Genomic DNA, 21,139 nt, shown 5'->3' on the forward strand with positions numbered 1-21,139 from the left:
ACGGGCCGTCGGGTATCGGGTCGTGGGCACAGTAGAACGTGTTCCACCGATACGGAAGGGTGCGGGCGGGGGCGGGCCACGGGGGCGCCCCGGCCGGTTCGGCGGTGGACGGCCGGACAGCAGGCAGCGGCTGCCCGGACAGTCGGCGTGGCTACCTGAACAGACGGCGTGGCTACCTGAACAGCTTGAGGACGTCCGTCTGGCCCGCGCCGGGGTACCTGGTTTCGGAGGGGGCTGATTCGACACGTGCTCAAGCCCTGGGTCGTCGTCCGGCGCTTCGTTGCCCTGCTTGTTGCCGGGCAGGTCGGCACCGCCACAGTGGTTGAGCGGGCTGCCGAAAGGAATCTGCCCGAGCAGGCCGGCCGCGCTCCCGGTGCCGTACGTGGCGGCCCCGCGCGTAACCGCGCCCGCCCCGTTCCTACAGGTGTTGTCGTGGGACGGAGACCCGATGACGACGAGGCCGCCGGCCGATGCGGGGGCCGCGCCGGCGAGCGATGCCGCTGCTGCCGCAGCCGTGGCCGCAAGGGTTGTGACTGTCCTATGAGTGGTCATGGCCTGAGAACGACGGTCCGCACGGCAGGTCATCCTTCCTACTCCGACCGGCCCTACGGGCGCCGCCGAAAGCGCGCCCCGGCGGCCGGGCCTGTCACCCGGTCCGCCCGCCCGCCGGCCGGTCAGTCCGCCGCCTCGGCCAGGCGCCGCAGCAGCGGCTCGATCCCGGCGAGCCGGCGGACCTCGTCGGGCCGCAGCGAGGCGAGGCGCTTGGCCAGCACCTCGGCCTCGCCGCGCGCGACCTCGGCGAGTGCGGCCGTGCCGCGGCCGGTGGCCAGGACGCGGCTGGCCCGGCCGTCCGTGGGGTCCGGTTCGCGGCGGATCAGGCCCTCGGCCTCCAGTCCCAGCACGGCCGCGGTGGCGGTCGGCTGGGAGCAGGGGACCCAGGCCGCGATCTCGCCGATCCGGGAGGGGCCAAGCTGGGTCAGCATGGCGAGGACGGCGAGCTGGGTCGGCTGGATGGCGCCCGCGGCTGCGGCCCTGCGCAGGCTGCGGGTCAGCCGGTTCAGGGAGATCACCAGCTGGAGTGCCGCATCGTCATCGATTGTCATCGCTCAGCCCATCGCGCGCCCGGTCCGGGTCAGGAAAGGGTAAGCCGGGGCTGGTAGATGTCCAACCACTGGGCCAGGTCGAGGGTCTTTTCGAGGCCCTTCCGGGACGCCTGGGTGCTCTGCGGTGCGGCGTGTTCGGCGGCGCGCTTGAGCCAGCTGCGGTCGACGATCTCGAAGACCGGGTGCGAGGAGCGCGCCAGCAGTTCCTTGGCGTGCTGCTGGAGCGCGACCGCGTACTTGGGGTCCTGCGTCGACGGGTAGGGGCTCTTGACCCGGTCGTAGACCGACTTCGGCAGGACGTCGGCGGTGGCCTCGCGCAGCAGGCTCTTCTCGCGTCCGTCGAAGGACTTCAGCGCCCACGGCGCGTTGTAGACGTACTCGACCAGCCGGTGGTCGCAGAACGGCACCCGCACCTCCAGGCCCACGGCCATGCTCGCGCGGTCCTTGCGGTCGAGCAGGATGCGCACGAAGCGGGTCAGGTGCAGGTAGCTGATCTTGCGCATCCGGTACTCGAAGTCGCTCTCCCCGTCGAGCCGCCGCACGTCCTTGATCGCGGTCCGGTAGCCGTCCCGTACGTACGCGGGCAGGTCGAGGGAGTCGGCGAGCGCGGGGACGAGGATGTCGCCGTCGTCGCCGAAGTGCTCGGCGACGCGCACCAGCCAGGGGAAGGTGTCGGCCTGGCGCGCCTCCTCGTCGAAGAACTGCTTGTAGCCGCCGAACACCTCGTCGGCGGACTCTCCGGAGAGGGCGACGGTGGAGTGCTGCCGGATCGCCTTGAAGAGGAGGTAGAGCGAGGCGTCCATGTCGCCGAAGCCCATGGGGATGTCGCGCGCCCGTATGACCTTCGCGCGCACCTCGGGGTCGGCCAGCGCGTCCGAGTCCAGGACGATGTCCTGGTGGTCGGTGCCGGAGAGGCGGGCGACGTCGTGGACGTACGGCGTGTCCGGGGTGGCGCGCAGGTCGTCGGCCACGAAGTGTTCGGTCTGGCCGACGAAGTCGACGGCGAAGCTGCGTACGGTCTCCCCCGTCTCGCCCAGCTGCCGGGCCGCGAGCGCGGTCATGGCGGAGGAGTCGAGGCCGCCGGAGAGCAGGGTGCAGCGCGGGACGTCGGAGACGAGCTGGCGGCGGACGATGTCGTCGAGCAGCGTACGGACGTGGGCCACGGAGGTGTCGCGGTCGTCCTCGTGGGCGCGGGTCTCCAGCGACCAGTACACGTGGCGGCGCAGGCCGCCGCGGTCGACGGTGACGACCGTGCCGGGCTCGACCTCGTGCATGCCGTCCCACACGGCGTGGCCGGGCGTCTTGACGAAGGCGAACAGTTCGCGGACGCCGTCGAGGCCGACGCGGCGCTCGGCGAGCGGGTTGGCGAGGATCGCCTTGGGCTCGGACCCGAACAGCACGCCGTCCGAGGTCTCGTAGTAGTAGAACGGCTTGATGCCCATGCGGTCGCGGACCATGACGAGCCGTTGCCGCCGCTCGTCCCAGACGGCGAACGCGTACATGCCGTTGAGCCGCTCGGCGACCGCCTCGCCCCATTCGAGGTAGCCGCGCAGCACGACCTCGGTGTCGGATTCGGTGGTGAACCGGTGCCCCCGGGAGACGAGTTCCCCGCGCAGCTCGCGGAAGTTGTACGCCTCGCCCGAGTAGACGATGACCACCGGGCTGCCGTCCGCCTGCTGCGCGGTCATCGGCTGGCGGCCGCCCGGCAGGTCGATGATCGCGAGGCGGCGGTGTCCGAGGGCGGCCGGCCCCTGCACCCACGTGCCGCGGTCGTCGGGCCCGCGGCAGGACATCGTCTCCGTCATCGCGTCGACGGTCTCCTGCTCGGAGCGCAGGTCACGATCGAAGGAAATCCAGCCGGTGATGCCACACATGCCATGTCCTCCTGTGTCCGGCCCGGGGAGGCGGGGGCGTCCGGCGACGGCCCGTCCGGTGAGGTTCCGTCCGGCGACGGCCTGCACGGTGACGCCCGTATCGCCCGTACGGTGACGGCCTGTTCAACGGCGTTCCGTGCAGCGGCAGTCCGTGCAGCGGTGGTCCTTCCGGCGGCGGCGCGTGTGCCGTTCGCGGGCATGGCGCTGCCCGGCGGCCCGGCACTCCCCAGGTTCAGTTGTATCGAGCACCTATATAACGAGGGTGTTCCTCGCGGTGCCGCACCGTCAACCTGGCCGTGACACGGACGCAACCGCCCAACGCTCCGCTCCAAGGGCAGGTTTGAGAGGCGGTCGGCGGCCCTGAGCTGCGGGTTCGGCGGATGGTGGCAGGAGGGGAGGGCGCGTCGGACGGCTCGTCCCTTACGAGAACGTGGGCAAGGCTTTACCCGGGCGAGCCGATGGCCGGCAGTGGCCGGACGGAGCCGGACGGACGCCGGGAGTTCGGCGGCGGCAGGATCCGGCGAACCTAGCGCCGGAGATGTGCAGCGACCGGCCCAGCGCACTGCCCATCCGGCGGATGAGGCCGCGTCGGCGCCGGGGCGGGGTGATGTCGCCGGCGGCCCGCCAGTCGGCTGCCTGGGCCACCATCGCGGTCAGGCTCCGGTAGAAGGCCGAGGAACGGTCGGCCCCGTCCAGGTCGGTCCACGTCAGGATGTGCGAGAGGACGCCGTCGTACTCGTGGTACGGGCGGGCCCGCATGTGGTCGGTGAGCTTGGTCCGTATCGCCTGCTGCCGCTCGGGCGTCAGCCGGGACGTGGGCAGTTCGTCCAGCAGCCGCTGCACATTGCCGACCACCAGGTCCACGAAGGCGCCGCGGCGCCGCGCCTCCACCCGCCCCAGGCGGGCGTTCTGGTGGTCCTCCTCGCGGCCGGGTGTCTCGTTCCGCACCCGGGCCTCCTCCGCCGCGGAGAGCCTCGGCACCCGGAAGTTCAGCATCCGGGAGTCGTACGCCTGGTTGACCGCGACATGGGTCAGTTCGTGGACCATCACCGCCAGGTGGTCGCTGCGCGACATGCCCGGTGCGTGGGCGTACGAGATGGTGTACCGCCCCTGGCCGAGGTCGCGGGTGTTGCCGCCGCCCGCGCCCGACGTCCGCTCGAACTCCGCCCGGTTGACGTGGCCGAGCAGTTCCCCGAGCAGCCGCTGGACGTACGGGTCGCGGGTCTCCCGGGAGTAGTCGTGCAGCAGCTGCCGGTCCTGTGCCGTCGAGTCGTCCGCCACGGTACCCTCCGCTCGGTGTGACCTGGGGTGCGGTGGGCGGCCGCGCCGGCGTGCGGTGCCGCTGCCGTCGCACCGCACCGGTGGCGCGGTGTCACGTGCCTGCGCGCCAGTCTGCTGAGTCCCGGCCGCCGCGCGGTATACGTAAACCCGCCTCACCGCCCGTCCCTGCCCTCACCCCCACCCCAGAAGCCTCAGGTCCCGGCGCTCCGGCGTCCCGGCGCTCCGATGCCCCGGTGTCCCGGTGCCCCGTAGCGGTCAGACGCCCGTACTCCCGTCGATGCGCTCCCGTATGAGATCGGCGGGACCGCAGTGGCGGGCGTACTCGGCGATCATGTGGGAGTAGATCCAGCGGAGGCTGACCTCGTTGTCCCGCCACAGGCCGGTGTCGTCCAGCGCGTGGGCGGCGCAGTTCTTCCGGGCGTGCTCCGTCTCGGCCTGCCAGAGGGCGCGGGACTTCGCGTAGGTGGCGTCGTCGCCGAGCCCGAACCCGCGGTCGGCGGGCTGGACGTCGGCGTCGGCGCTGACGACCGTCGGGACGTCCTCTCCGGTCAGCACCCTGCGGAACCAGGTCCGCTCGACCTCTGTCAGGTGCTGGACGAGACCGAGCAGGGTGAGCGAGGAGGGCTCCGCCGACGCCGTACGGAGCTGCTCCTCCGTCAGGCCGTCGCACTTCTGGGCGAGGGTGGCGCGGTAGAAGTCGAGCCAGGCTTCCAAGGTGGTCCGCTCGTCGGCGGCCATGGGCGGGAACATGCGTTCAGGTGTGCTCATGTCCGTCATCGTGACACGAGGCACTGACAACGCCGTCGAGCCCGGTGTCACCGCCCGGGGCGGCTCCGGCCGGGCCCGGATCGAGTCCCGCTCCGTCGCCCTCGGCGATCGCCCGCAGCGCCGCCAGGTGCCGCCGGTACACGGCGCGTCCCTCGGCGGTCAGCGCCAGCCAGGTCAGGGGGCGGCGGCCGATCCGGTCCTTGGACACGGCCACCCAGCCCGCCGCCTCCAGCGCCGCGACCTGCTTGGAGAGGGCGGAGTCGGTGACCTCGACCAGATCCCGCACCACGGCGAACCCGGCCCGGTCCACCGGCGACAGGGCCGCCACCACGGACAGTCGTACGGGAGAGTTGAGCAGCGGTACGAGGGCGTGCCGTGGGTGGCTGCCGCCCGGGCCGGCCTGGGCGTTCCCCTCCGTCACGACGCCCGTCGCTTTTCGAGGACGGCGCCTGCGACGAGCGGCAGGGCACACGCCGACGCCGCCACGGCCGCGAACGTACGACTGTCCACGAACACCAGTAGACCGAACAGGAGCGAAGCGGAGTAGACCGCGGCCCACAGGCCGATCAGCACACCGTGCCGGACCCCGAACCCGCGGCGCACGATCCGCTGCCGGGCGGCGTACAGCGAAAGCCCGGCGACCAGGATGGTCATGGCCAGCGTGAAGGCCAGCGCGGCGACAGGCCCGTGCCACAGCAGCGCCATCGGGACGAGCACCGCCTGTGCCGCGGCGAAGATCCACAGATAGCGCGCGTACCAGCCGCTTCGTGCCCGCGCGGCTCTCTCCATCGCGGCGGCCCGGTCCAAGGCCCCCATGCTGTCACCGACTCCGTGCACGCTTCCCCCGTCTCCGTCACGCGCTACGGGCCCAGGCTCGCCGCCCGCGCCCACCCGCTCACTTACCGCACGACCAAGTACTTTCCATTACGGCAAGTACAAGAACGACACTTCCCTCCGCCCGCCCGTTAGAACAGACGTATTTCAGTCATCCTCGGGCGACGGCAGCGGCAGTTCGGTCCACACGGTCTTCCCCTCACGGGTGTGCCGGGCGCCCCAGCGGTCCGTGAGCTGGGCGACCAGGAGGAGGCCGCGTCCGCCCTCGTCCGTGCTGTGCGCGCGCCGGAGGTGCGGGGCGGTGCTGCTGGGGTCGGAGACTTCGCAGATCAGCGAGCGGTCGCGGATGAGCCGCAGGGTGATCGGCGTACCGCCGTACCGGTAGGCGTTGGTGACCAGTTCGCTCACCACCAGCTCGGCGGTGAACGCCAGTTCCTCCAGGCCCCATTCGGTCAGCTTGGCGGCCGTCAGCTCACGTGCCTCCGCCGCGGCGGTCGGCTCGGCGGGCAGTTCCCACGAGGCGACGCTCTCCGGAGGCAGCGCACGCGTACGGGCGATGAGCAGTGCGACGTCGTCCCGGGGGTGTTCGGGCAGCAGCGCGTCAACCGCCGCCTTGCAGCAGTCCTCCAGGCCGCGCGCAGGCCGCTCCAGCGCTTCGCGGAGCAGTGTCAGCCCCTCGTCAAGGTCCCGCCCGCGCACCTCCAGCAGCCCGTCGGTGTAGAGGGCCAGCAGGCTGCCCTCGGCGAGTTCGAGCTCGACGGACTCGAACGGCAGGCCGCCCAGCCCGAGTGGCGGCCCCGCGGGCAGGTCGGGCAGGGTCATCCGGCCGTCGGGAGCGACCACGGCGGGCGGCAGGTGGCCCGCGCGGGCGATGTTGCAGCGGCGGGAGACCGGGTCGTACACCGCGTACAGGCAGGTCGCACCGATGACCTGTGGGCTCTGCGGCCCGCCGTCGGCCGACTCCTGCTCCTCGGCCAGCCGGTTGACGAGGTCGTCCAGGTGGGAGAGCACTTCGTCGGGCGCGAGGTCGAGGTTGGCCAGGGTGTGCACCGCCGTACGGAGCCGGCCCATCGTGGCCGCTGCGTGCAGCCCGTGCCCGACGACGTCGCCGACGACCAGGGCGACCCGGGCGCTGGAGACCGGGATGACGTCGAACCAGTCGCCGCCGACACCCGCCGCCGGGTCGGCGGGCAGGTAGCGGTGGGCGACCTCGACGGCCAGTTGCTCGGGCAGTTCACGCGGCAGCAGGCTGCGCTGGAGGGTCAGCGCCCCGTAGTGCTCCTGGGTGTAGCGGCGGGCGTTGTCGATGCAGATGGCGGCGCGGGAGACGAATTCCTGGGCCAGGACGAGGTCGTCCTGCTCGAACGCCTGCGGCCGTTCCGCCCGCCACAGGCTCACCAGGCCCAGCACCAGGCCGCGGGCGGCCAGCGGCACCACGATCAGCGAGTGGGCGCCCAGGCTCAGGGCCCGCTCCGAACGTTCGGGGTCCTGGATGTACCAGCCGGGGCTGGCGGCCAGTTCGGGTTCGAGGATCGGCTGCTGCGCGGTCAGGCACCGGGCCTGCGGCGTGCCCGGGGCGAAGCGGAACACCTCGCCCACCGGGTACATCACGTCCAGCCCTTCCGGCACCACGGACCGTACGGCCGTACGGTGCACCGGCACGTACGTCCCCCGGGTGGGGTCCTGGCCCCGGGTGACCGGCTCCAGCAGGTCCACGGAGACCGCGTCGGCGAGGTCGGGGACCGCGACCTCGGCGAGTTCCCTGGCGGTCTGGGACACGTCCAGGGTGGTCCCGATGCGGGCGCTCGCCCGGTTGAGCACCGCGAGCCGGTGCTGAGCCCGGTGCCGGTCGGTGACGTCTTCCACCATTTGGGTGACGCCGAGCACCGCGCCGGAGGAGTCCCGCATCCGGAACGCGGACACGGACACCACCCGTTCGTGTCCGGGGTCGGCCCGCAGACGGCACGACTGCTCGGTGAAGATCAGCGGCTCGCCCGTCTCCAGCACCCTGCGCAGCCGCTCCTCGATGGTGGCCACGTCCGGGCCGATCAGGAAGTCCTCCATGCGCAGCCCCCGGTGCGCCACGGCCGGGCGCCGGCTGATGCCCGCGATGGCCCGGTTGATGCGGAGGATGCTCAGGTCGGGGGCGTGCACGGCCAGCCCGATCGGTGAGCGCCGGAACAGGCCGTCCAGGACCGAGCGGTCGATCTCCCACTGGACGACCTCCGCGGCGGGCGCGGCGACGACGAACCACTCGTGTCCGCGGTCCCGGACGACGGGGCGGACCCGCAGGCCCAGCTCGACGCGCTGCCCGCCGCGGTGCAGCACCGGCAGGATGCCGGACCAGCCCGCCTCGCGCCGGGCCGTCGCGACGGCTTCCGCGGCGGCGGCCCGGCCGTCCACGGGAAGCAGGAACGTGTCCGCCCGCTGTCCGAGCGCCTCGCGCGCCGGATGGCCGAGCAGGGCCTCGGCGCGCTCGCTCCAGCCCACGACGGTGCCCTCGTCGTCGACCACCGCCGAAGCGGCCCGGCTCAGCGCGAACGGGTCCTCCGGCCGCTCGGTGAACTCCGGCACCGGTGCGTCCATCGCTTCGCCCCTTCGACTCGCCGACCGGGCCCTGCGCCGTCGTCCCTACGGCGACTCCCCAGGGTGACCCCGAGATCATGGATTGAGCAGCTGAGCCCAGTATCGTTTCGGGCCGCCCGCGCCGCGCCCCGGGCGGAGGGCGGGACGCCGGCCGGCTCGGCCGAGTGGGTGGGGCGGCAGGGCAGCCGCACGGCACCCCACACGTACTCCGAAGGGTTGCACACAGCCGACGGCACACCGGGGCCCTGCCGTTCGACGGCAGGGCCCCGGTGTGTCGGGTGATGGTGGCGCGCACGGCGGGCGCTCCGGCCCGGCGGCCGGTCCCGCGCTGCGCGCCCGTAGGCCGGTCACGCGGCGGGAAGTACGGCCCCGCCGCCGGTGGCGAGCGGAGCCACCGCGCCTCCCGGGACCGGTGCTTCGGAGAGCACGGAGTCGTCCTCCACCCGGGCTCCCGGCAGCCGGTGCCGGGCCGCGATCAGGGCCGTGTCGACATCGCGGGTCCCGGTGGAGACGCACAGGGTGTAAGCGACGTCGTCCATACGCTGCCGGACCTCCGGGCTCCCGTCCGCCGCGTTCAGTACCCGCAGCGTCTCGTACTGCTCGACCAGGTCACGCAGTACAGCAGGGTGAGCCAGCAACATCAGGGGCCTCCTCGTTCGCCACCGTCCAGGATCAACTGCGGTCCGTGTACCCGGCCGGTCCACCCGTACGCCCCTCACTTTTCTCCGCAGGCGCGGACGCCTCCGGGGCCCCCGCCTCACCCCGCGAACTCGGGCTGCGCCGCCCCTGCCCGGCGTCCGGCACCACCAGCAATGAGCCGCCGAGCGGTGACCGGCCCGGCCCGCCGCGCGCCGTGGTGACGTACAGGTCGGTGCACGCGGCGCCGCCGAACGCGCAGGCCGTGGGACGGCCGACCGGCATCGGCACGACCCGTTCCAGTACGCCGTCGGCGCTGTAGTGCCGCACCTGCGCGCCCTTGAACATCGCCACCCACACACCGCCGTCGGCGTCCACCGTCAGCCCGTCCGGGTAACCCGCCTGGTCCGCCGGGTCCTCGATCTCCACGAACGGACGACGGCCGGTCACCAGCCCGTCGTCCGTGACGTCGAAGACGTCGACGCGCCGGGTCGGGGTGTCGATGTAGTACATCAGGCGGCCGTCCGGGCTCCAGCCGGTGCCGTTGCTCACCGTGACGTCCGACAGGACGCGGGTGGCGTGGCCGTCCGGCGCAATCCTGGTCAGCGTGCCGCGGCCTGGCGCCTCGTCGTACGCCATCGTGCCCGCCCACAGCGCGCCGTCGGGCGCCACGGCCGCGTCGTTGCCCCGGCACCCCGGTACGGGGTCGCGGTACAGCCAGGTGAAGGCGCCCGCCGCGTCGTACGCGCCCACGCCGTCCCGCAGGTTGACCACCAGCCCGCCCCCAACCCGGGGTTTGGCCGCGCCGACGTGCTGCTCGGTGGCCAGCACGGTACGGCGCCCGGTGGCCGGGTCGAAGGTGTGGACGCGGGCGGAGAGGATGTCCACCCAGATCAGCCGCCCGGCGCGGGCGTCCCACGTGGGCCCTTCGCCGAGCCGGGCCGGCGCGGCGACGGCCACCTCCCAGGCCCTGGTCACGGCTGCTCCATGCGCTCATGCCCTTCGTCCGTCCGGACCGCCCGGCCCCACCGGCGGTTCGGCACACCGGTCACTTACCGAATATCACGGACAGGGCCCGGGCAACAGCGCGGTTCCGGCAACAGGGCACCGCAACGGCATCGGCGCATCGGCATCGGCATCGGCATCGGCATCGGGACAACGCCACCCGCGACGCGTCTGCCGATGCCCGCCGTTTCCGCGCCCACGTCTCCCCCACCCCAGAAAGGGTCCAGACAATATGTAGACCCTTTGCAGAACGGCTCCTGCAAACTGGCTGCGCGTTCCGGCCGGACACGACGTCACCATATTCCGGCGGGGGCGCGACCACAAAGTCACTAGGGAGGTCCAGAATGCCGTCCGCTCTTTTCGGGGTCCCTGACGAGTACGACGTGATCGTCATCGGTGGAGGGCCGGCCGGGGCGACCACCGCCGGACTTCTCGCACAGCGTGGCCGACGGGTGCTCGTGCTGGACCGGGAGCGCTTTCCCCGATATCACGTCGGAGAATCCCTCATACCGGCTTTCATGCGGCCCATGCAGGAAATGGGCATCACCGAACGCATGGACGCACGGGGATTCGAGCGGAAGTACGGCGGCACGCTCGTCTGGGGAAACAAACAGGTGCCGTGGAATTTCTCGTTCATCGAGGGCGGTGGGCACGCGTACGCCTTCCACACCCGCCGCGCCGACCTGGACTCGCTGATCCTGGACCGGGCCAGGGAGCTGGGGGCGGTCGTGATCGAGGACGCCACCGTCAAGGAGCCCGTCCTGGTGGACGGCCGGGTCAGCGGGGTGCGCTTCGCGCTGCGCGGCCTGGACGGGCTGCACGAGGTGCGGGCGCAGCTGGTCGTCGACGCCTCGGGGCAGGCGCGGGTGCTCGGGCGCCGGCTCACCGAGGTGGAGTGGCACGACGAGCTGCGCAACGTCGCGGTGTGGACGTACTTCGACAACTGCGAGCGGCTGCCCGGCGACGAGTACACCAACATCCTCATCGAGGGCCTGGACGGCGGCTGGTTCTGGGCCATCCCCATCGACAAGGGCACGATCAGCGTCGGCTATGTGACGCGCTCGGCCACCGCCGGTGAGAACGGCCAGTCGCTGGAGGACCTGTTCCACGCCGAGCGGCAGCGCACCACGAAACTGGCGAAGATGCTGGCCGGCGCCCAGCAGTCCGCCGGATTCCGTACGGCGCGCGACTGGTCGTACCACAGCGACCGCTTCTACGGCGACGGCTGGGTGCTGGTCGGGGACTCGGCGGCCTTCGTGGACCCGCTGTTCTCCACCGGGGTCGCGCTCGCCACGCTCGCCGGCAGCACCCTGGCCAAGATCGTGGACCGGATCGTGGAGCACCCGCGGATCGAGGAGAAGGCGCTGGACCGGTACGCCACCGCGTACTCCGGTTTCTTCGACGAGATCCGGACCTTCGTGGAGCGCTTCTACGACCAGTCGAAGTACAAGGAGTTCTACTACAGCCTCGCCCAGGAGATGGTCGACCCCGAGCGCAAGAACGAACCGTCGGCGGACTTCGTGACCCTGATCTCCGGACTCAGCGGCCGGCACCCGCTGTTCCAGATCAGCCTCGACGACCTGATAGCCGACGCCACGGCGCCCGGCGCCACCGGCGTCTGAGCAGCGGCCGCGGGCGACGGCGAGTGGGGGAGACCGAAGGTGACCAGCCATCAGGTGCAACTGCTGTTCGTGGGCCTCGCGCTGATCCTGCTGCTGGCCCGCGGCCTCGGCTGGCTCCTCGCCCGGGTGGGCCAGCCGCCGGTGGTCGGCGAGATTCTCGCGGGCATCCTGCTCGGGCCCACCCTGTTCGACGGCGCGGTCTCCGGGACCCTGTTCCCCGCCGACGTCCGCGCTCCGCTGACCGGCCTGGCGGACGTGGGTGTCGCCCTCTTCGTGTTCATCGTGGGCTGGAGATCGACACCTCGTCCCTGCGGGGGCGGGGGCGGGTCGGCGTCCCCGGTCAGCGCACGGGTACCGGCCAGCGGCTGACTGGCGACGCGGCCCGTGGCGTCCACCTCCACCACCGTCTCCGGGCTGAAGCCGAGGCACTGGAGGTCCCCCATGCGCAGCAGGAAGGACCGGGCCGGGGTGTTGGCCCGCCGGCCGGCCGCGTAGCTCGCCGGGAAGTCCAGCTCGGCGTCGACGGGGACCACACGGGAGAGCACCGCCTTGTGCAGGGCACCCGCGCGGATGTCGGACACGACGGAGGTCACGGCGCTGCGGTAGGCGCCGGCGTTCGCGTCGAGATCGACGTCGACGGTCCGCGGGGCGGGGCCGGCCGGGGCCTGGACGCGGTCGATGACGTTCTCGACGGCGGACAGGGTGCCGCTGTGGGTGCTGCGCACCAGGGCGCGGCCACCATCGAGGACGACTTCGGTCTCGGGCACCACGAGGTGCAGCAGGACACCGCCGGCCAGGGGCATGCCCGAGACGGCGTAGGCGAGTTCGAAGGCGCACCAGCCGTACGCGGCCCAGCCGTCGACCGGCAGCGTGTCCAGGAACTGCTGCACCTTGGCGAGCGGGTCGCCGTACCAGGGCTCCTCGGTCGTGCTGCCCTGCCACGTACATCGGACGCTGTCGGCGGTGACGACGACCTCCGCGACGGCGCCCCCGGCGACGCACCACCCGCCGGGGTTCTCGTAGACCACGTAGGTGCCGAACAGACCGGATTGCGCCAGGGCCACGGCGGTGTCCAGCGGGGCGTGGCCGGTTTCCCGCACAGCGGTTCGGTAATGGATCATTTTCCTCATCCCTCTGAGGCAGGGGCGACCGCACAGGACGGCAACCCATGAGTTTCGGCCGCTCTCGCTTGATCGAAAAAGCGGATGCCAGCCGAGGAGAAACGCTGCCGAGAATGCCGCGGACGGCAGCACCGAACCGCGGACAGCAGGCGTAGAACTACGCGATCACACCTGCAGAAAAGCGCGCACAGCAAAGGAATGACGCGGAGGCCACCTACTGGCTGATGCGCGGCACAAAGAGGGCGACACAGGGAGACGACACCCTGCGAGAAAGCAGCCGAAGGCTGCCGACAATAGGCATCAGTAATCCGGAATACGCAATTCCGGTAAAGCCCTCAAGGAACGGGCCATCATCACACGGACACCTGCCACGACCGACCGTCTGACCTGGGGTCGGGCATCCCTCGTGGTGCACGCTCTGGCAACATCGCAAACCTCGGATTTGAAGATGCGCGTATCGGCCTGAATTGTCAGGCCGAGTGACCGAGGCTCAATCTACCCAGTGAATGTGACGGCAGCAACAAGTACCGGGGAAGGGTTCGAAAGAATTGCCGTGAGTAAAGTTTCCCTCACTCTCCGTCCTGGCGCGCACGCCGCACGGAAACGTTTAGCGTAAGCAATCGGCCGAGAAACCACGCAACCGTTCTTGCGCACCGTCGGCGGCGTCCTGAAAAGTCTTCCGGCCAACTCGGCACACGGCCGAAAACTCAGGGCCGGCCGGATGAACGCGCGGTGGCGGAGGCCGCACGGGGGATTCGAACCCCCGCCACCGCGTCCATCGGCTCCGGTGCGCCGGGCGCTTCCCGGAGCCGACATCCGGTCACCCCTTCGGGGCGATGTCGCCGGCGGCGACGTCCGGAGCCGGGGCGACGGCGCCACCGGCCGCGGCCGGAGTCCGGACGCCGGAGCCCTGCGCGTCCGCGGCCGGGGCGGCAGCCGGCGCGGCGGCCGGCCGGGGACGGCGCGGGAGCACGAAGAGCGCCACCAGGACGGCCAGCACCAGGAAGCAGCCCGCCAGCACGAAGCCGAGGGAGTACCCGTCGACCGCCGCCTCGTCCGGGGAGACACCGGCGGCCAGACGGCTGTCGGTGCGCGTGGTCGCCGCGGTCACCAGCACCGCGAGGCCGAGCGCGCTGCCCACCTGACGCGAGGCGTTCAGCAAGGCCGAGGCCGTACCGGCCTCCTGCGGGGGCAGCCCGACGGTGGCCGCGGCCGTCAGCGGGACGAAGGCGATGCCCACCCCGAGACCGGCCAGCAGGGACGGCAGCAGTACGTCACCCAGGTAGCTGCCCGAGGGGTCGGCCATGCCGCTCCAGGCGAACCCGGCGGCGGCGATCAGACCGGCCGGCACCAACAGGGTCTTGATTCCGGCCAGTTGCCGGCGCAGGACGCGGGTGGTGACCTGGATCGCGACCATCGCGGTCACGCACAGGGGCAGGAAGGCGGCGCCCGCCTCGGCCGGGCCCAGCTTCAGGATGCGCTGGAGATACAGCGACAGGAAGTAGAACACCGCCAGCTGTCCGGCCGCCAGCAGGGCCATGTAGAGGTTGGCACCGGCGACGTTGCGCTTGGCCAGCAGACCGAGCCGGATCAGCGGGTCGGTCATCGGGCCGTACTTCTCCCACAGCACGAAGGCGACGAGCAGGACGACGGCGGCCGCCAGCGTGACGACGGTGGTGGGCGACGCCCACGACAGCTCCTCGGTACGCACCATGCCGAGGATCAGCAGGCCGACGCCGCCGGTGGCGAGGATGGCGCCGAGCACGTCGAGCTTGCCCCGGCGGTTGCCGAAGGTGCCGGCCGGGACGCTGCGCAGGGCCAGCAGGACGACCACGAGCGCCATCGGCAGGTTCACCAGCATCACCCAGCGCCAGCCGGCGTACTCGGTGAGCAGACCGCCGACCAGCACGCCGGCGCCGCCGCCGACCGCGGCGACGGCCGCGTACACGCCGAGCGCCCGGGTGCGCTCCTCACCCTCGCGCTGGGTGAGGGTGAGGACGGCCAGCGCGGCCGGTGCCATCACCGCGGCGCCCACGCCCTGGACCGCGCGGGCGGCGATCATGTGCCACGGTTCCTGGGCCAGACCGCCCGCGAGCGAGGCGACGGCGAAGGACCAGGTCCCCCACAGCAGGACGCGCCGCTGACCGAACAGGTCCGCCGCCCGGCCCCCCAGGAGGAGGAAGCCGCCGAAGAACAGGGCGTAGATGTTGACCACCCAGGGCAGCTGCGCCGGGTCGAAGCCCAGGCCGACGCCCATGTCGGGTAACGCCACGTTCACGACCGTCATGTCGAGGGTCACCATGAACTGGGCGAGGGCGACGGCCACCAACGCCTGTCCCCTGTTCAAGGCCGTTTCGGACATCCGCCCCTCCAGAGTTTTCTTACTTGTATTCAATACGCGTAAGATAACTCTAGCCGGGACCCGCTGGGTTGTCACCCGGTACTGGTCGCAGGCGCTGCGCCCCGGCCGCAGGACACGCACGGAAGGCGGGGACCGATGCAGTCGGACCAACCGGCCACCACGGGCCGGAAGAAGGTCGGACGCCCCTCCCGGCTCTCCCAGCCGGCGATCGTCGAGGCGGCCCAGCGGATCGTGGACACCGAGGGCGACGGCAGCCTCTCGATGCGGCGGCTGGCGCGGGAGCTGTCCATCACGCCCATGGCGCTCTACCACCACGTACGCGACCGCGACCAGTTGCTGCGGCTGCTGCTGGAGACCAAGGCCCGGCACCAGCCACGGCCCGCACTGCCCGACGATCCCCGCGAACGGCTGACGGCCGCGGCGCAGCTCCTCTACGACGTCCTGGCCGAATGCCCGTTCCTCGGCGAGATCCTGACCTCCGAGGAGTTGCTGAACGCCTCCAGCCGGTGGGTCACCGAGGCGGTCCTGGAGGCGGCGATCGGCTGCGGCTTCACCCTTGAGGAGGCCGTCGCCCTCTACCGCGCCGTCGCCCACTACACCGGCGGCGAACTGCTGATCCGCCTCACCCGGGAGCGGCATCTCGCCCACCTCGACCACCCGCCCTACCGGTCGCACGCCATGGCCGCGCTCCGGTCGGCGACCCACCCCCGGCTGTCCGCCCTCGCCGACCGCTGGCCCGCGCTCACCGCACGCGACACGCACGCGACCGGCCTCGAAGCGCTGCTCGACGGGTTCTTCCGCACCGCCGGCCGGGGCGGGCCGCAGACCCCCGCGCCCTCCTGACGCGGCCGCCGACGCCTCCCGTACCGGCCCGGAAGGCGTCCAGAATCCGCCCAGACGGGTACGGGACAGTGAACGGGCCGGACGGGACGACCGCGCGGCCGGTGCGCCGGGCGCCCCGGTGCCCCGCGTGCGCGGCACGAAGCCCCGTACGCGCGCACCCGGACGTGACGGAAGATGGACGGATGCAGCACCGAACCCGACGTGCCGGCAGGACCGGCCGCCCGCCCCGGCTGGCGCGCGAAGCGATCCTGTCCGCCGCCCAGCGCATCCTGGACGAGGAGGGCGCGGAGAACCTCTCCATGCGCCGTCTCGCCAAGGAGATGTCCAGCACGCCCATGGCCCTGTACCACTACGTACGGGACAAGGACGAGCTGCTGCTGCTCCTCCTGGAGGAGCACGCCGCGAAGTTCCCCCGGCCCGAGCTGCCGGCCGAGCCGCGCGCCCGGCTCCTCGCCGCCGCCCAGGTCCTGCACGACATCCTGGTGGACTGCCCGTGGATCGTCGAAGTCCTCGCCTCCGACGACCTCTTCGCCGTCTCGGCCATGTGGATCGTCGAGAACATCCTGGACGCCGCCATCGAGTGCGGGATGACCCCCGAGGACGCCGTCTACGCCTACCGCGTCATCTGGTACTACACCGCCGGTGAACTGACCGTCCGCTTCAACCGCGAGCGCCGCCTGGCGCACCTGGACCGGCCGCCGCACCGCGACCAGATCACCGGCCTGGACCCCGGGGAGTTCCCCCTCATCACCTCGCTGGGCCCCCGCTGGAACGAGCTGACCGTCCGGGACACCCACCGCCGGGGACTGGAGGCGGTCGTCGAGGGGCTGCTGGCCCAGGCGACCTGACGCCTCGCCCCGTCCCCGTACGCCCACGCGACATCCCCGTACATACCCGTGAAAAGGGCCCGGAGCCGACGCCTCGGGCCCTTCGCGCCGTACGGACCTCAGCCCGCCAGACCGTCCCGCAGCGCCCTCTTGTCGATCTTGCCGACGCCGGTGAGCGGCATCCGCGGCAGGACGACGAGACGGTCCGGCAGCTTGTACGCGGCGGCCCCGCGCTCCCGGAGCGCGGCCTGCACCTGACGCAGCGTCACCTCAGGCCCGGTGTCGCCGACCACCACACAGGCACAGGTCTGCTCACCCATGAGCGGATGCGGCAGCGCCACGACCGCGGCGGAGACGATCCGCGGATCCGCCAGCAGATGCTCCTCCACCTCCTGGCAGGGCACCTTCTCCCCGCCGCGGTTGACCACGTCGTTCGTCCGGCCCACCACCTCGAAGTCACCGGCGGCCGTACGGCGCACGAGGTCACCGCTGCGGTAATAGCCCTCCGCGGTGAACCGCAGCCGGTTCAGCTCGTCGGCCCGGTAGTAGCCGCGCAGCGTGTACGGGCCCCGGGTGTACAGCTCCCCCACCTCGCCGGGCGCGGCGTCCGCGCCGTCCTCCCGGACCACCCGCACCTCGTCGGCGGGCGACAGCGGGCGCCCCTGGGTGCGCAGCACCGCCTCCCGCGGGTCGTCGGGCCGGGTGAAGTTGAGCAGGCCCTCGGCCATGCCGTACACCTGCTGGAGGGCGCACCCGAGCCCGTCCGGCACGCGCTCGGCGGTGGCGGGGTCGAGCCGGGAGCCGCCGACCTGGAGGAGCGCGAGGGAGGACAGGTCGCTGTCGGTCCACTCGGCGGCGTCCAGCCACAGCGGCACCAGCGGCGGCACGAGCGAGGTGACGGTCACCCCGGCACGCTCGACGAGCGGGAAGCACTCCTCCGGGGTGGGCGCCGGCGCCAGCACCACCGTACCGCCGGCCCGCAGCGTGCCGAGCACGCCGGGACAGGCCAGGGCGAAGTTGTGGCCCATGGGCAGCGCGCACAGGTACCGGCTGTGCGGGCCGACCCCGCACAGTGCCGCACTGGCCCGCAGTTGGTAGGTGTAGTCGGCGTGCGTGCGCGGGATCAGCTTGGGCGGCCCCGAGGTTCCCCGGAGAGCAGGAACAGCGCCACGTCCTCCGGGTCGGGCAGCGGCAGCCGCACCGGGTCCGCGTCGGCGTCCGCCAGCGCGGTGTACGGGCCGGGGTCCCCGGCCACCAGGACGTGCTTGAGGGAGCCGGTGCGGGCCAGGACCTGCCGGGCCAGCTCCCGGTGGTCGCAGTCCAGGTCCCGGTCCGCGCAGATGTAGGCCACCGCCTCGGAGGACTCCACGAGATGGGTGATCTCCGCGGCGCGGTGCGCGGGCAGCGCGAAGACGGGCAGCGCCCCGAGCCGGAACAGGGCCAGGCACACCACGACCAGCTCGGCGTCGTTGGGCAGCTGGACGACGATCCGGTCCCGTGGCGCGATGCCGAGGGCGCTCAGCCCCGCGGCCATCCGGTCGGCGGCCAGGTCGAGCCGGCCGTACGTCAGGGTGCGGTCCGGGGTGACGACCGCGGTCCGGGCGGCCCGGGCCGCGTCGTCGGACCGGCGGCCCAGCAGTTCGCCGGTCCAGTACCCCTCGGCCCGGTACCGCGCCGCAAGGGTTTCGGGCCAGGGAGTACAGCCGTCGAGCATGGGAGGGCCCCCGTTTCTGTGCGGTTCTCTGAAGCGGACGGTGGGACGGACGTGTTCTCTGAAGCGGACGGTGCGGCGGACAGCGGGCGGCGGGATCAGGGCAGCGACGGCCAGGCCGCGCCCGCGGCGGGCAGCGCCGCGCGGACACGGGCCACGACGCGGGCGAGGACGGCCTCCCGCCGCTGTTCCAGGTAGAAGTGGCCGCCGGTGAACACACCGACGTCGCAGGGCCCGTCGGTGACCTCGCGCCAGGCCTGTGCCTCGGCGGCGTCGACCTCGGGGTCGTCGTCGGCGTAGAGGACGGTCACCGGCGCGTCGAGGCGGCGGCCGGGCCGCGGGCGGTAGGTCTCGATGAGCCGGTAGTCGCTCCGGATCGTCGGCAGCAGCGCCCGCAGCAGGGCGTCGTGACCCAGCACACCTGCCGACGTGCCGCCCAACCTCCGTACGTCCGCCAGCAGTTCGGCATCGTCCGCGCGGTGCAGGGCGCCGCCGCGCGTGCGGTGCGGTGCGGGCTGGCCCGAGACGACGAGGGCGGCCGGCGGATGCCCGGCCGCGGTCAGCCGGCGGGCCGTCTCGTAGGCCACGGAGGCTCCCATGCTGTGGCCGAACAGGACGGTGACGCGTTCGGGGCGGGCCGTCGCCTCGCGGACCAGATCGGTGCCGATCGCGTCGGCCAGCTCGCTCATGACGGACACCGGCGGTTCCGCGTACCGGTCCTCGCGCCCCGGGTACTGCACCGCGGCGACCTCGACGTCCCAGGGCGCGTCGAAGCCCCACAGCCGGTAGGCGCCCGCCCCGCCACCCGCGTGCGGGAAGCACACCAGCCGGGCCAGGGACTGCGCCCGTACGGCGAAGGTCCGCAGGCTGGACCGGTGAGCGGCGGCGCCGTGTCCGGCGGCGGGGTGCACGGCGCTCACAGCGCACCTTCCTCGTACTCCTCGGAGTACCCCTCGGACGCCCGGCCGTCGGCGTCCGGTACCCCGGCCCCCGGACGCAGCCGCTCGATCAGCGCGCCCATGGCGGCCACCGTCGGCGCCCGCAGCACCTGACGCATCGGCAGTTCGACGCCCAGCCGACGGCGGACGCCGGTGACCAGGCGCGTCGCGAGGACGCTGTCCCCGCCCTGTACGAAGAAGTTGGCGTCGCGTCCGGCGGCGGGCACGCCCAGCACCTCGGCCCAGAGTTCCGCCACGGTCTCCTCGACGGCGCCGCGCGGCGGGTCGCAGCTGGCGCCGGGCTGCTCGGCGCCGGACGTGAGCAGTTCCTGCACCCGGCGCCGGTCGACCTTGCCGTTGGCGTTCAGCGACAGCTCGGGCAGGGCGACCAGCGTGCCCGGGATCATGTGCGCGGGAAGCCGCTCGGCGAGCTGTTGGCGCAGGGTGGCAGCGTCCAGGCGGGGCGCGTCCGGAGGGCGCCGGGCGGTGAGCAGCACCGCGCCGTCCGGTTCGGTGTGCGCCCGGCGGACGTCGGTCAGGCCCTCGCGGGCCAGCAGGTCCGCCCACTGTCCGGCGTCGAGTCGGTCGCCGGTACGGCCCGCGGGCAGGCCCAGCGGGGAGACGGCGACGCGGGCGACCAGGAAGAGGTGACCGCCCGGAGCCAGCAGTAGCGGCAGTGCGGCCGCGACCGCGTACGGGTCGGGCAGGCCGTGCAGCGCGTCGTTGACAGCCACCGCGTCGAACCGGTGCAGGCGCGCCTCGGGGATGCCCGGCGCGGTCTGGAGCGCGGTCCGTGCCGGGTGGCCCGCCGCGGACAGCCGCGCGTCGGCCGCCGTACGCCGGGAAGCCGACTCCGTCAGCAGGAGGTAGTCGACGGTGCCGGGCTTGAGGGCGTCGAGCAGGCGTACGGCGGTGCGGCCGCTGCCGGTGCCCCATTCGGCGACGGCGAGCGGTTCGGGACGCCCCTGGGCGAGTTCTTGCAGCGCCTGGGCGGTCCGCTCCAGGCAGGCGCGGGCCCCGGGCAGGGCGTCGGTCAGGGATTCGGGGGACAGCTCCGGGTCGTCGAGCAGGACGGTGGCGGACGTTTCGCCGCGCAGTACCGCGAGCAGCACCGGCATGGCCCGGGTCCATGCCTCGACCACGCTCTCCAGCCGGCCGTCGCTGATGCTCGCGCGCAGCCCGGCCGCGCGGTCTCCGTCGCGGACCTCGGCCCAGCGCCGGCCGGGTGCGTAGGTGCCTGCCGTGCGCACCAGGACGTCGCGCTCGGCCAGTTCGCCGGCCATCGCTTCCAGCAGCCGCCGGTTCGGCTCGGGCAGGCCCGACGCGTCCCGGGTGCCGGGGAGGCCGGTCTGCCCGCTGGTGCCGTCGGACAGCCCCGGGTCCAGGGCGGCCAGGAGCGCGGCGAGCACGGTTTCGGTGAGGGCGCATTCGCACTCCACCTCGGCGGGCGTTTGCTCCGCTGTGTCGCGGCCGATGCCGTCAGCGCGGGCCGGGACCGGCTTCTCCCCGGCTCCCGGCGGAGCCGGTACGACGACGGCGGCTCCAGGCCGCGCCGGTACGACGGCGACGGCGAGTTCCTTGCGCGGCTCGCCCACCACCGCGGCGACCGCGTGGGCCACGGCGGGGTG

General features: G+C 72.8%; 16 protein-coding genes and 2 pseudogenes. 4 read left to right on the forward strand and 14 right to left on the reverse strand.

What is annotated here, in order from left to right:
- Nucleotides 1-674: 674 nt before the first annotated feature.
- The 9 genes from ACEXOX_RS09715 to ACEXOX_RS09755 form a co-directional block, all read right to left on the reverse strand.
- Nucleotides 675-1,103, reverse strand: a complete 429-nt coding sequence (locus ACEXOX_RS09715; RefSeq protein ID WP_406519968.1) for a MarR family winged helix-turn-helix transcriptional regulator — start codon at nt 1,101-1,103, stop codon at nt 675-677.
- 29 nt (nt 1,104-1,132) lie between these two features.
- Nucleotides 1,133-2,977 carry an asparagine synthase (glutamine-hydrolyzing) gene (asnB, locus tag ACEXOX_RS09720; RefSeq protein WP_406519969.1) on the reverse strand — a complete coding sequence of 615 codons (1,845 nt, stop codon included), beginning with the start codon at nt 2,975-2,977 and terminating at the stop codon, nt 1,133-1,135.
- Between the two features lie 420 nt (nt 2,978-3,397).
- Nucleotides 3,398-4,258, reverse strand: a complete 861-nt coding sequence (locus tag ACEXOX_RS09725; RefSeq protein ID WP_406519970.1) for a hypothetical protein — start codon at nt 4,256-4,258, stop codon at nt 3,398-3,400.
- A gap of 255 nt (nt 4,259-4,513) precedes the next feature.
- Nucleotides 4,514-5,026, reverse strand: a complete 513-nt coding sequence (locus tag ACEXOX_RS09730) for a DinB family protein (RefSeq protein ID WP_406519971.1) — start codon at nt 5,024-5,026, stop codon at nt 4,514-4,516.
- The gene (locus ACEXOX_RS09735) at nt 5,013-5,447 is read right to left on the reverse strand and encodes a winged helix-turn-helix domain-containing protein (protein ID WP_406519973.1); all 435 of its coding nucleotides are present in this window, start codon (nt 5,445-5,447) and stop codon (nt 5,013-5,015) included. Before ACEXOX_RS09735 ends, ACEXOX_RS09730 begins: the two co-directional genes overlap by 14 nt.
- Complete coding sequence (locus tag ACEXOX_RS09740) at nt 5,444-5,842, reverse strand: hypothetical protein (RefSeq protein ID WP_406519975.1); 399 nt, start codon at nt 5,840-5,842, stop codon at nt 5,444-5,446. The genes ACEXOX_RS09735 and ACEXOX_RS09740 overlap by 4 nt, the downstream gene beginning before the upstream one ends.
- Nucleotides 5,843-6,007: 165 nt before the next feature.
- Nucleotides 6,008-8,446 (reverse strand): SpoIIE family protein phosphatase, encoded by a 2,439-nt coding sequence (locus ACEXOX_RS09745; RefSeq protein WP_406519976.1) that lies wholly within the window; start codon nt 8,444-8,446, stop codon nt 6,008-6,010.
- Nucleotides 8,447-8,793: 347 nt separating this feature from the next.
- Nucleotides 8,794-9,087 carry a DUF5133 domain-containing protein gene (locus ACEXOX_RS09750; RefSeq protein WP_050502094.1) on the reverse strand — a complete coding sequence of 98 codons (294 nt, stop codon included), beginning with the start codon at nt 9,085-9,087 and terminating at the stop codon, nt 8,794-8,796.
- A 31-nt stretch (nt 9,088-9,118) separates the two neighbouring features.
- Nucleotides 9,119-10,060 (reverse strand): SMP-30/gluconolactonase/LRE family protein, encoded by a 942-nt coding sequence (locus ACEXOX_RS09755; protein WP_406519977.1) that lies wholly within the window; start codon nt 10,058-10,060, stop codon nt 9,119-9,121.
- Nucleotides 10,061-10,431: 371 nt separating this feature from the next.
- Here ACEXOX_RS09755 and ACEXOX_RS09760 point away from each other — a divergent pair, with 371 nt between their 5' ends.
- Nucleotides 10,432-11,709, forward strand: a complete 1,278-nt coding sequence (locus ACEXOX_RS09760; RefSeq protein ID WP_406519978.1) for an NAD(P)/FAD-dependent oxidoreductase — start codon at nt 10,432-10,434, stop codon at nt 11,707-11,709.
- Between the two features lie 141 nt (nt 11,710-11,850).
- A complete protein-coding gene (locus ACEXOX_RS09765; RefSeq protein ID WP_406526282.1) occupies nt 11,851-12,078 on the forward strand; it encodes a hypothetical protein in 228 nt (75 codons plus the stop codon).
- 20 nt (nt 12,079-12,098) lie between these two features.
- Here the strand turns inward: ACEXOX_RS09765 and ACEXOX_RS09770 are convergent.
- Together ACEXOX_RS09770 and ACEXOX_RS09775 are read right to left on the reverse strand one after the other, a co-directional pair.
- Nucleotides 12,099-12,839: pseudogene (locus ACEXOX_RS09770) on the reverse strand (chorismate-binding protein); the annotation flags it as partial.
- Nucleotides 12,840-13,650: 811 nt separating this feature from the next.
- Complete coding sequence (locus ACEXOX_RS09775; RefSeq protein ID WP_406519979.1) at nt 13,651-15,192, reverse strand: MFS transporter; 1,542 nt, start codon at nt 15,190-15,192, stop codon at nt 13,651-13,653.
- A gap of 135 nt (nt 15,193-15,327) precedes the next feature.
- Here ACEXOX_RS09775 and ACEXOX_RS09780 point away from each other — a divergent pair, with 135 nt between their 5' ends.
- Both ACEXOX_RS09780 and ACEXOX_RS09785 read left to right on the forward strand, forming a co-directional pair.
- Nucleotides 15,328-16,035 (forward strand): TetR/AcrR family transcriptional regulator, encoded by a 708-nt coding sequence (locus ACEXOX_RS09780; RefSeq protein WP_406519980.1) that lies wholly within the window; start codon nt 15,328-15,330, stop codon nt 16,033-16,035.
- A 182-nt stretch (nt 16,036-16,217) separates the two neighbouring features.
- Complete coding sequence (locus tag ACEXOX_RS09785; RefSeq protein WP_030020154.1) at nt 16,218-16,883, forward strand: TetR/AcrR family transcriptional regulator; 666 nt, start codon at nt 16,218-16,220, stop codon at nt 16,881-16,883.
- A 98-nt stretch (nt 16,884-16,981) separates the two neighbouring features.
- Here the strand turns inward: ACEXOX_RS09785 and ACEXOX_RS09790 are convergent.
- From ACEXOX_RS09790 to ACEXOX_RS09800, 3 genes and pseudogenes are all read right to left on the reverse strand, one after another.
- Nucleotides 16,982-18,576, reverse strand: a pseudogene (locus tag ACEXOX_RS09790) ((2,3-dihydroxybenzoyl)adenylate synthase).
- A gap of 95 nt (nt 18,577-18,671) precedes the next feature.
- On the reverse strand, nt 18,672-19,493 hold the full coding sequence (locus tag ACEXOX_RS09795; protein ID WP_406519981.1) for a thioesterase II family protein: 822 nt from the start codon (nt 19,491-19,493) through the stop codon (nt 18,672-18,674).
- On the reverse strand, nt 19,490-20,794 hold the full coding sequence (locus ACEXOX_RS09800) for a phosphopantetheine-binding protein (RefSeq protein WP_406526283.1): 1,305 nt from the start codon (nt 20,792-20,794) through the stop codon (nt 19,490-19,492). Before ACEXOX_RS09800 ends, ACEXOX_RS09795 begins: the two co-directional genes overlap by 4 nt.
- Between the last annotated feature and the right edge of the window lie 345 nt (nt 20,795-21,139).

It is taken from the genome of Streptomyces sp. Ac-502, assembly GCF_045222935.1.
Classification (GTDB): Bacteria; Actinomycetota; Actinomycetes; order Streptomycetales; family Streptomycetaceae; genus Streptomyces; species Streptomyces monomycini.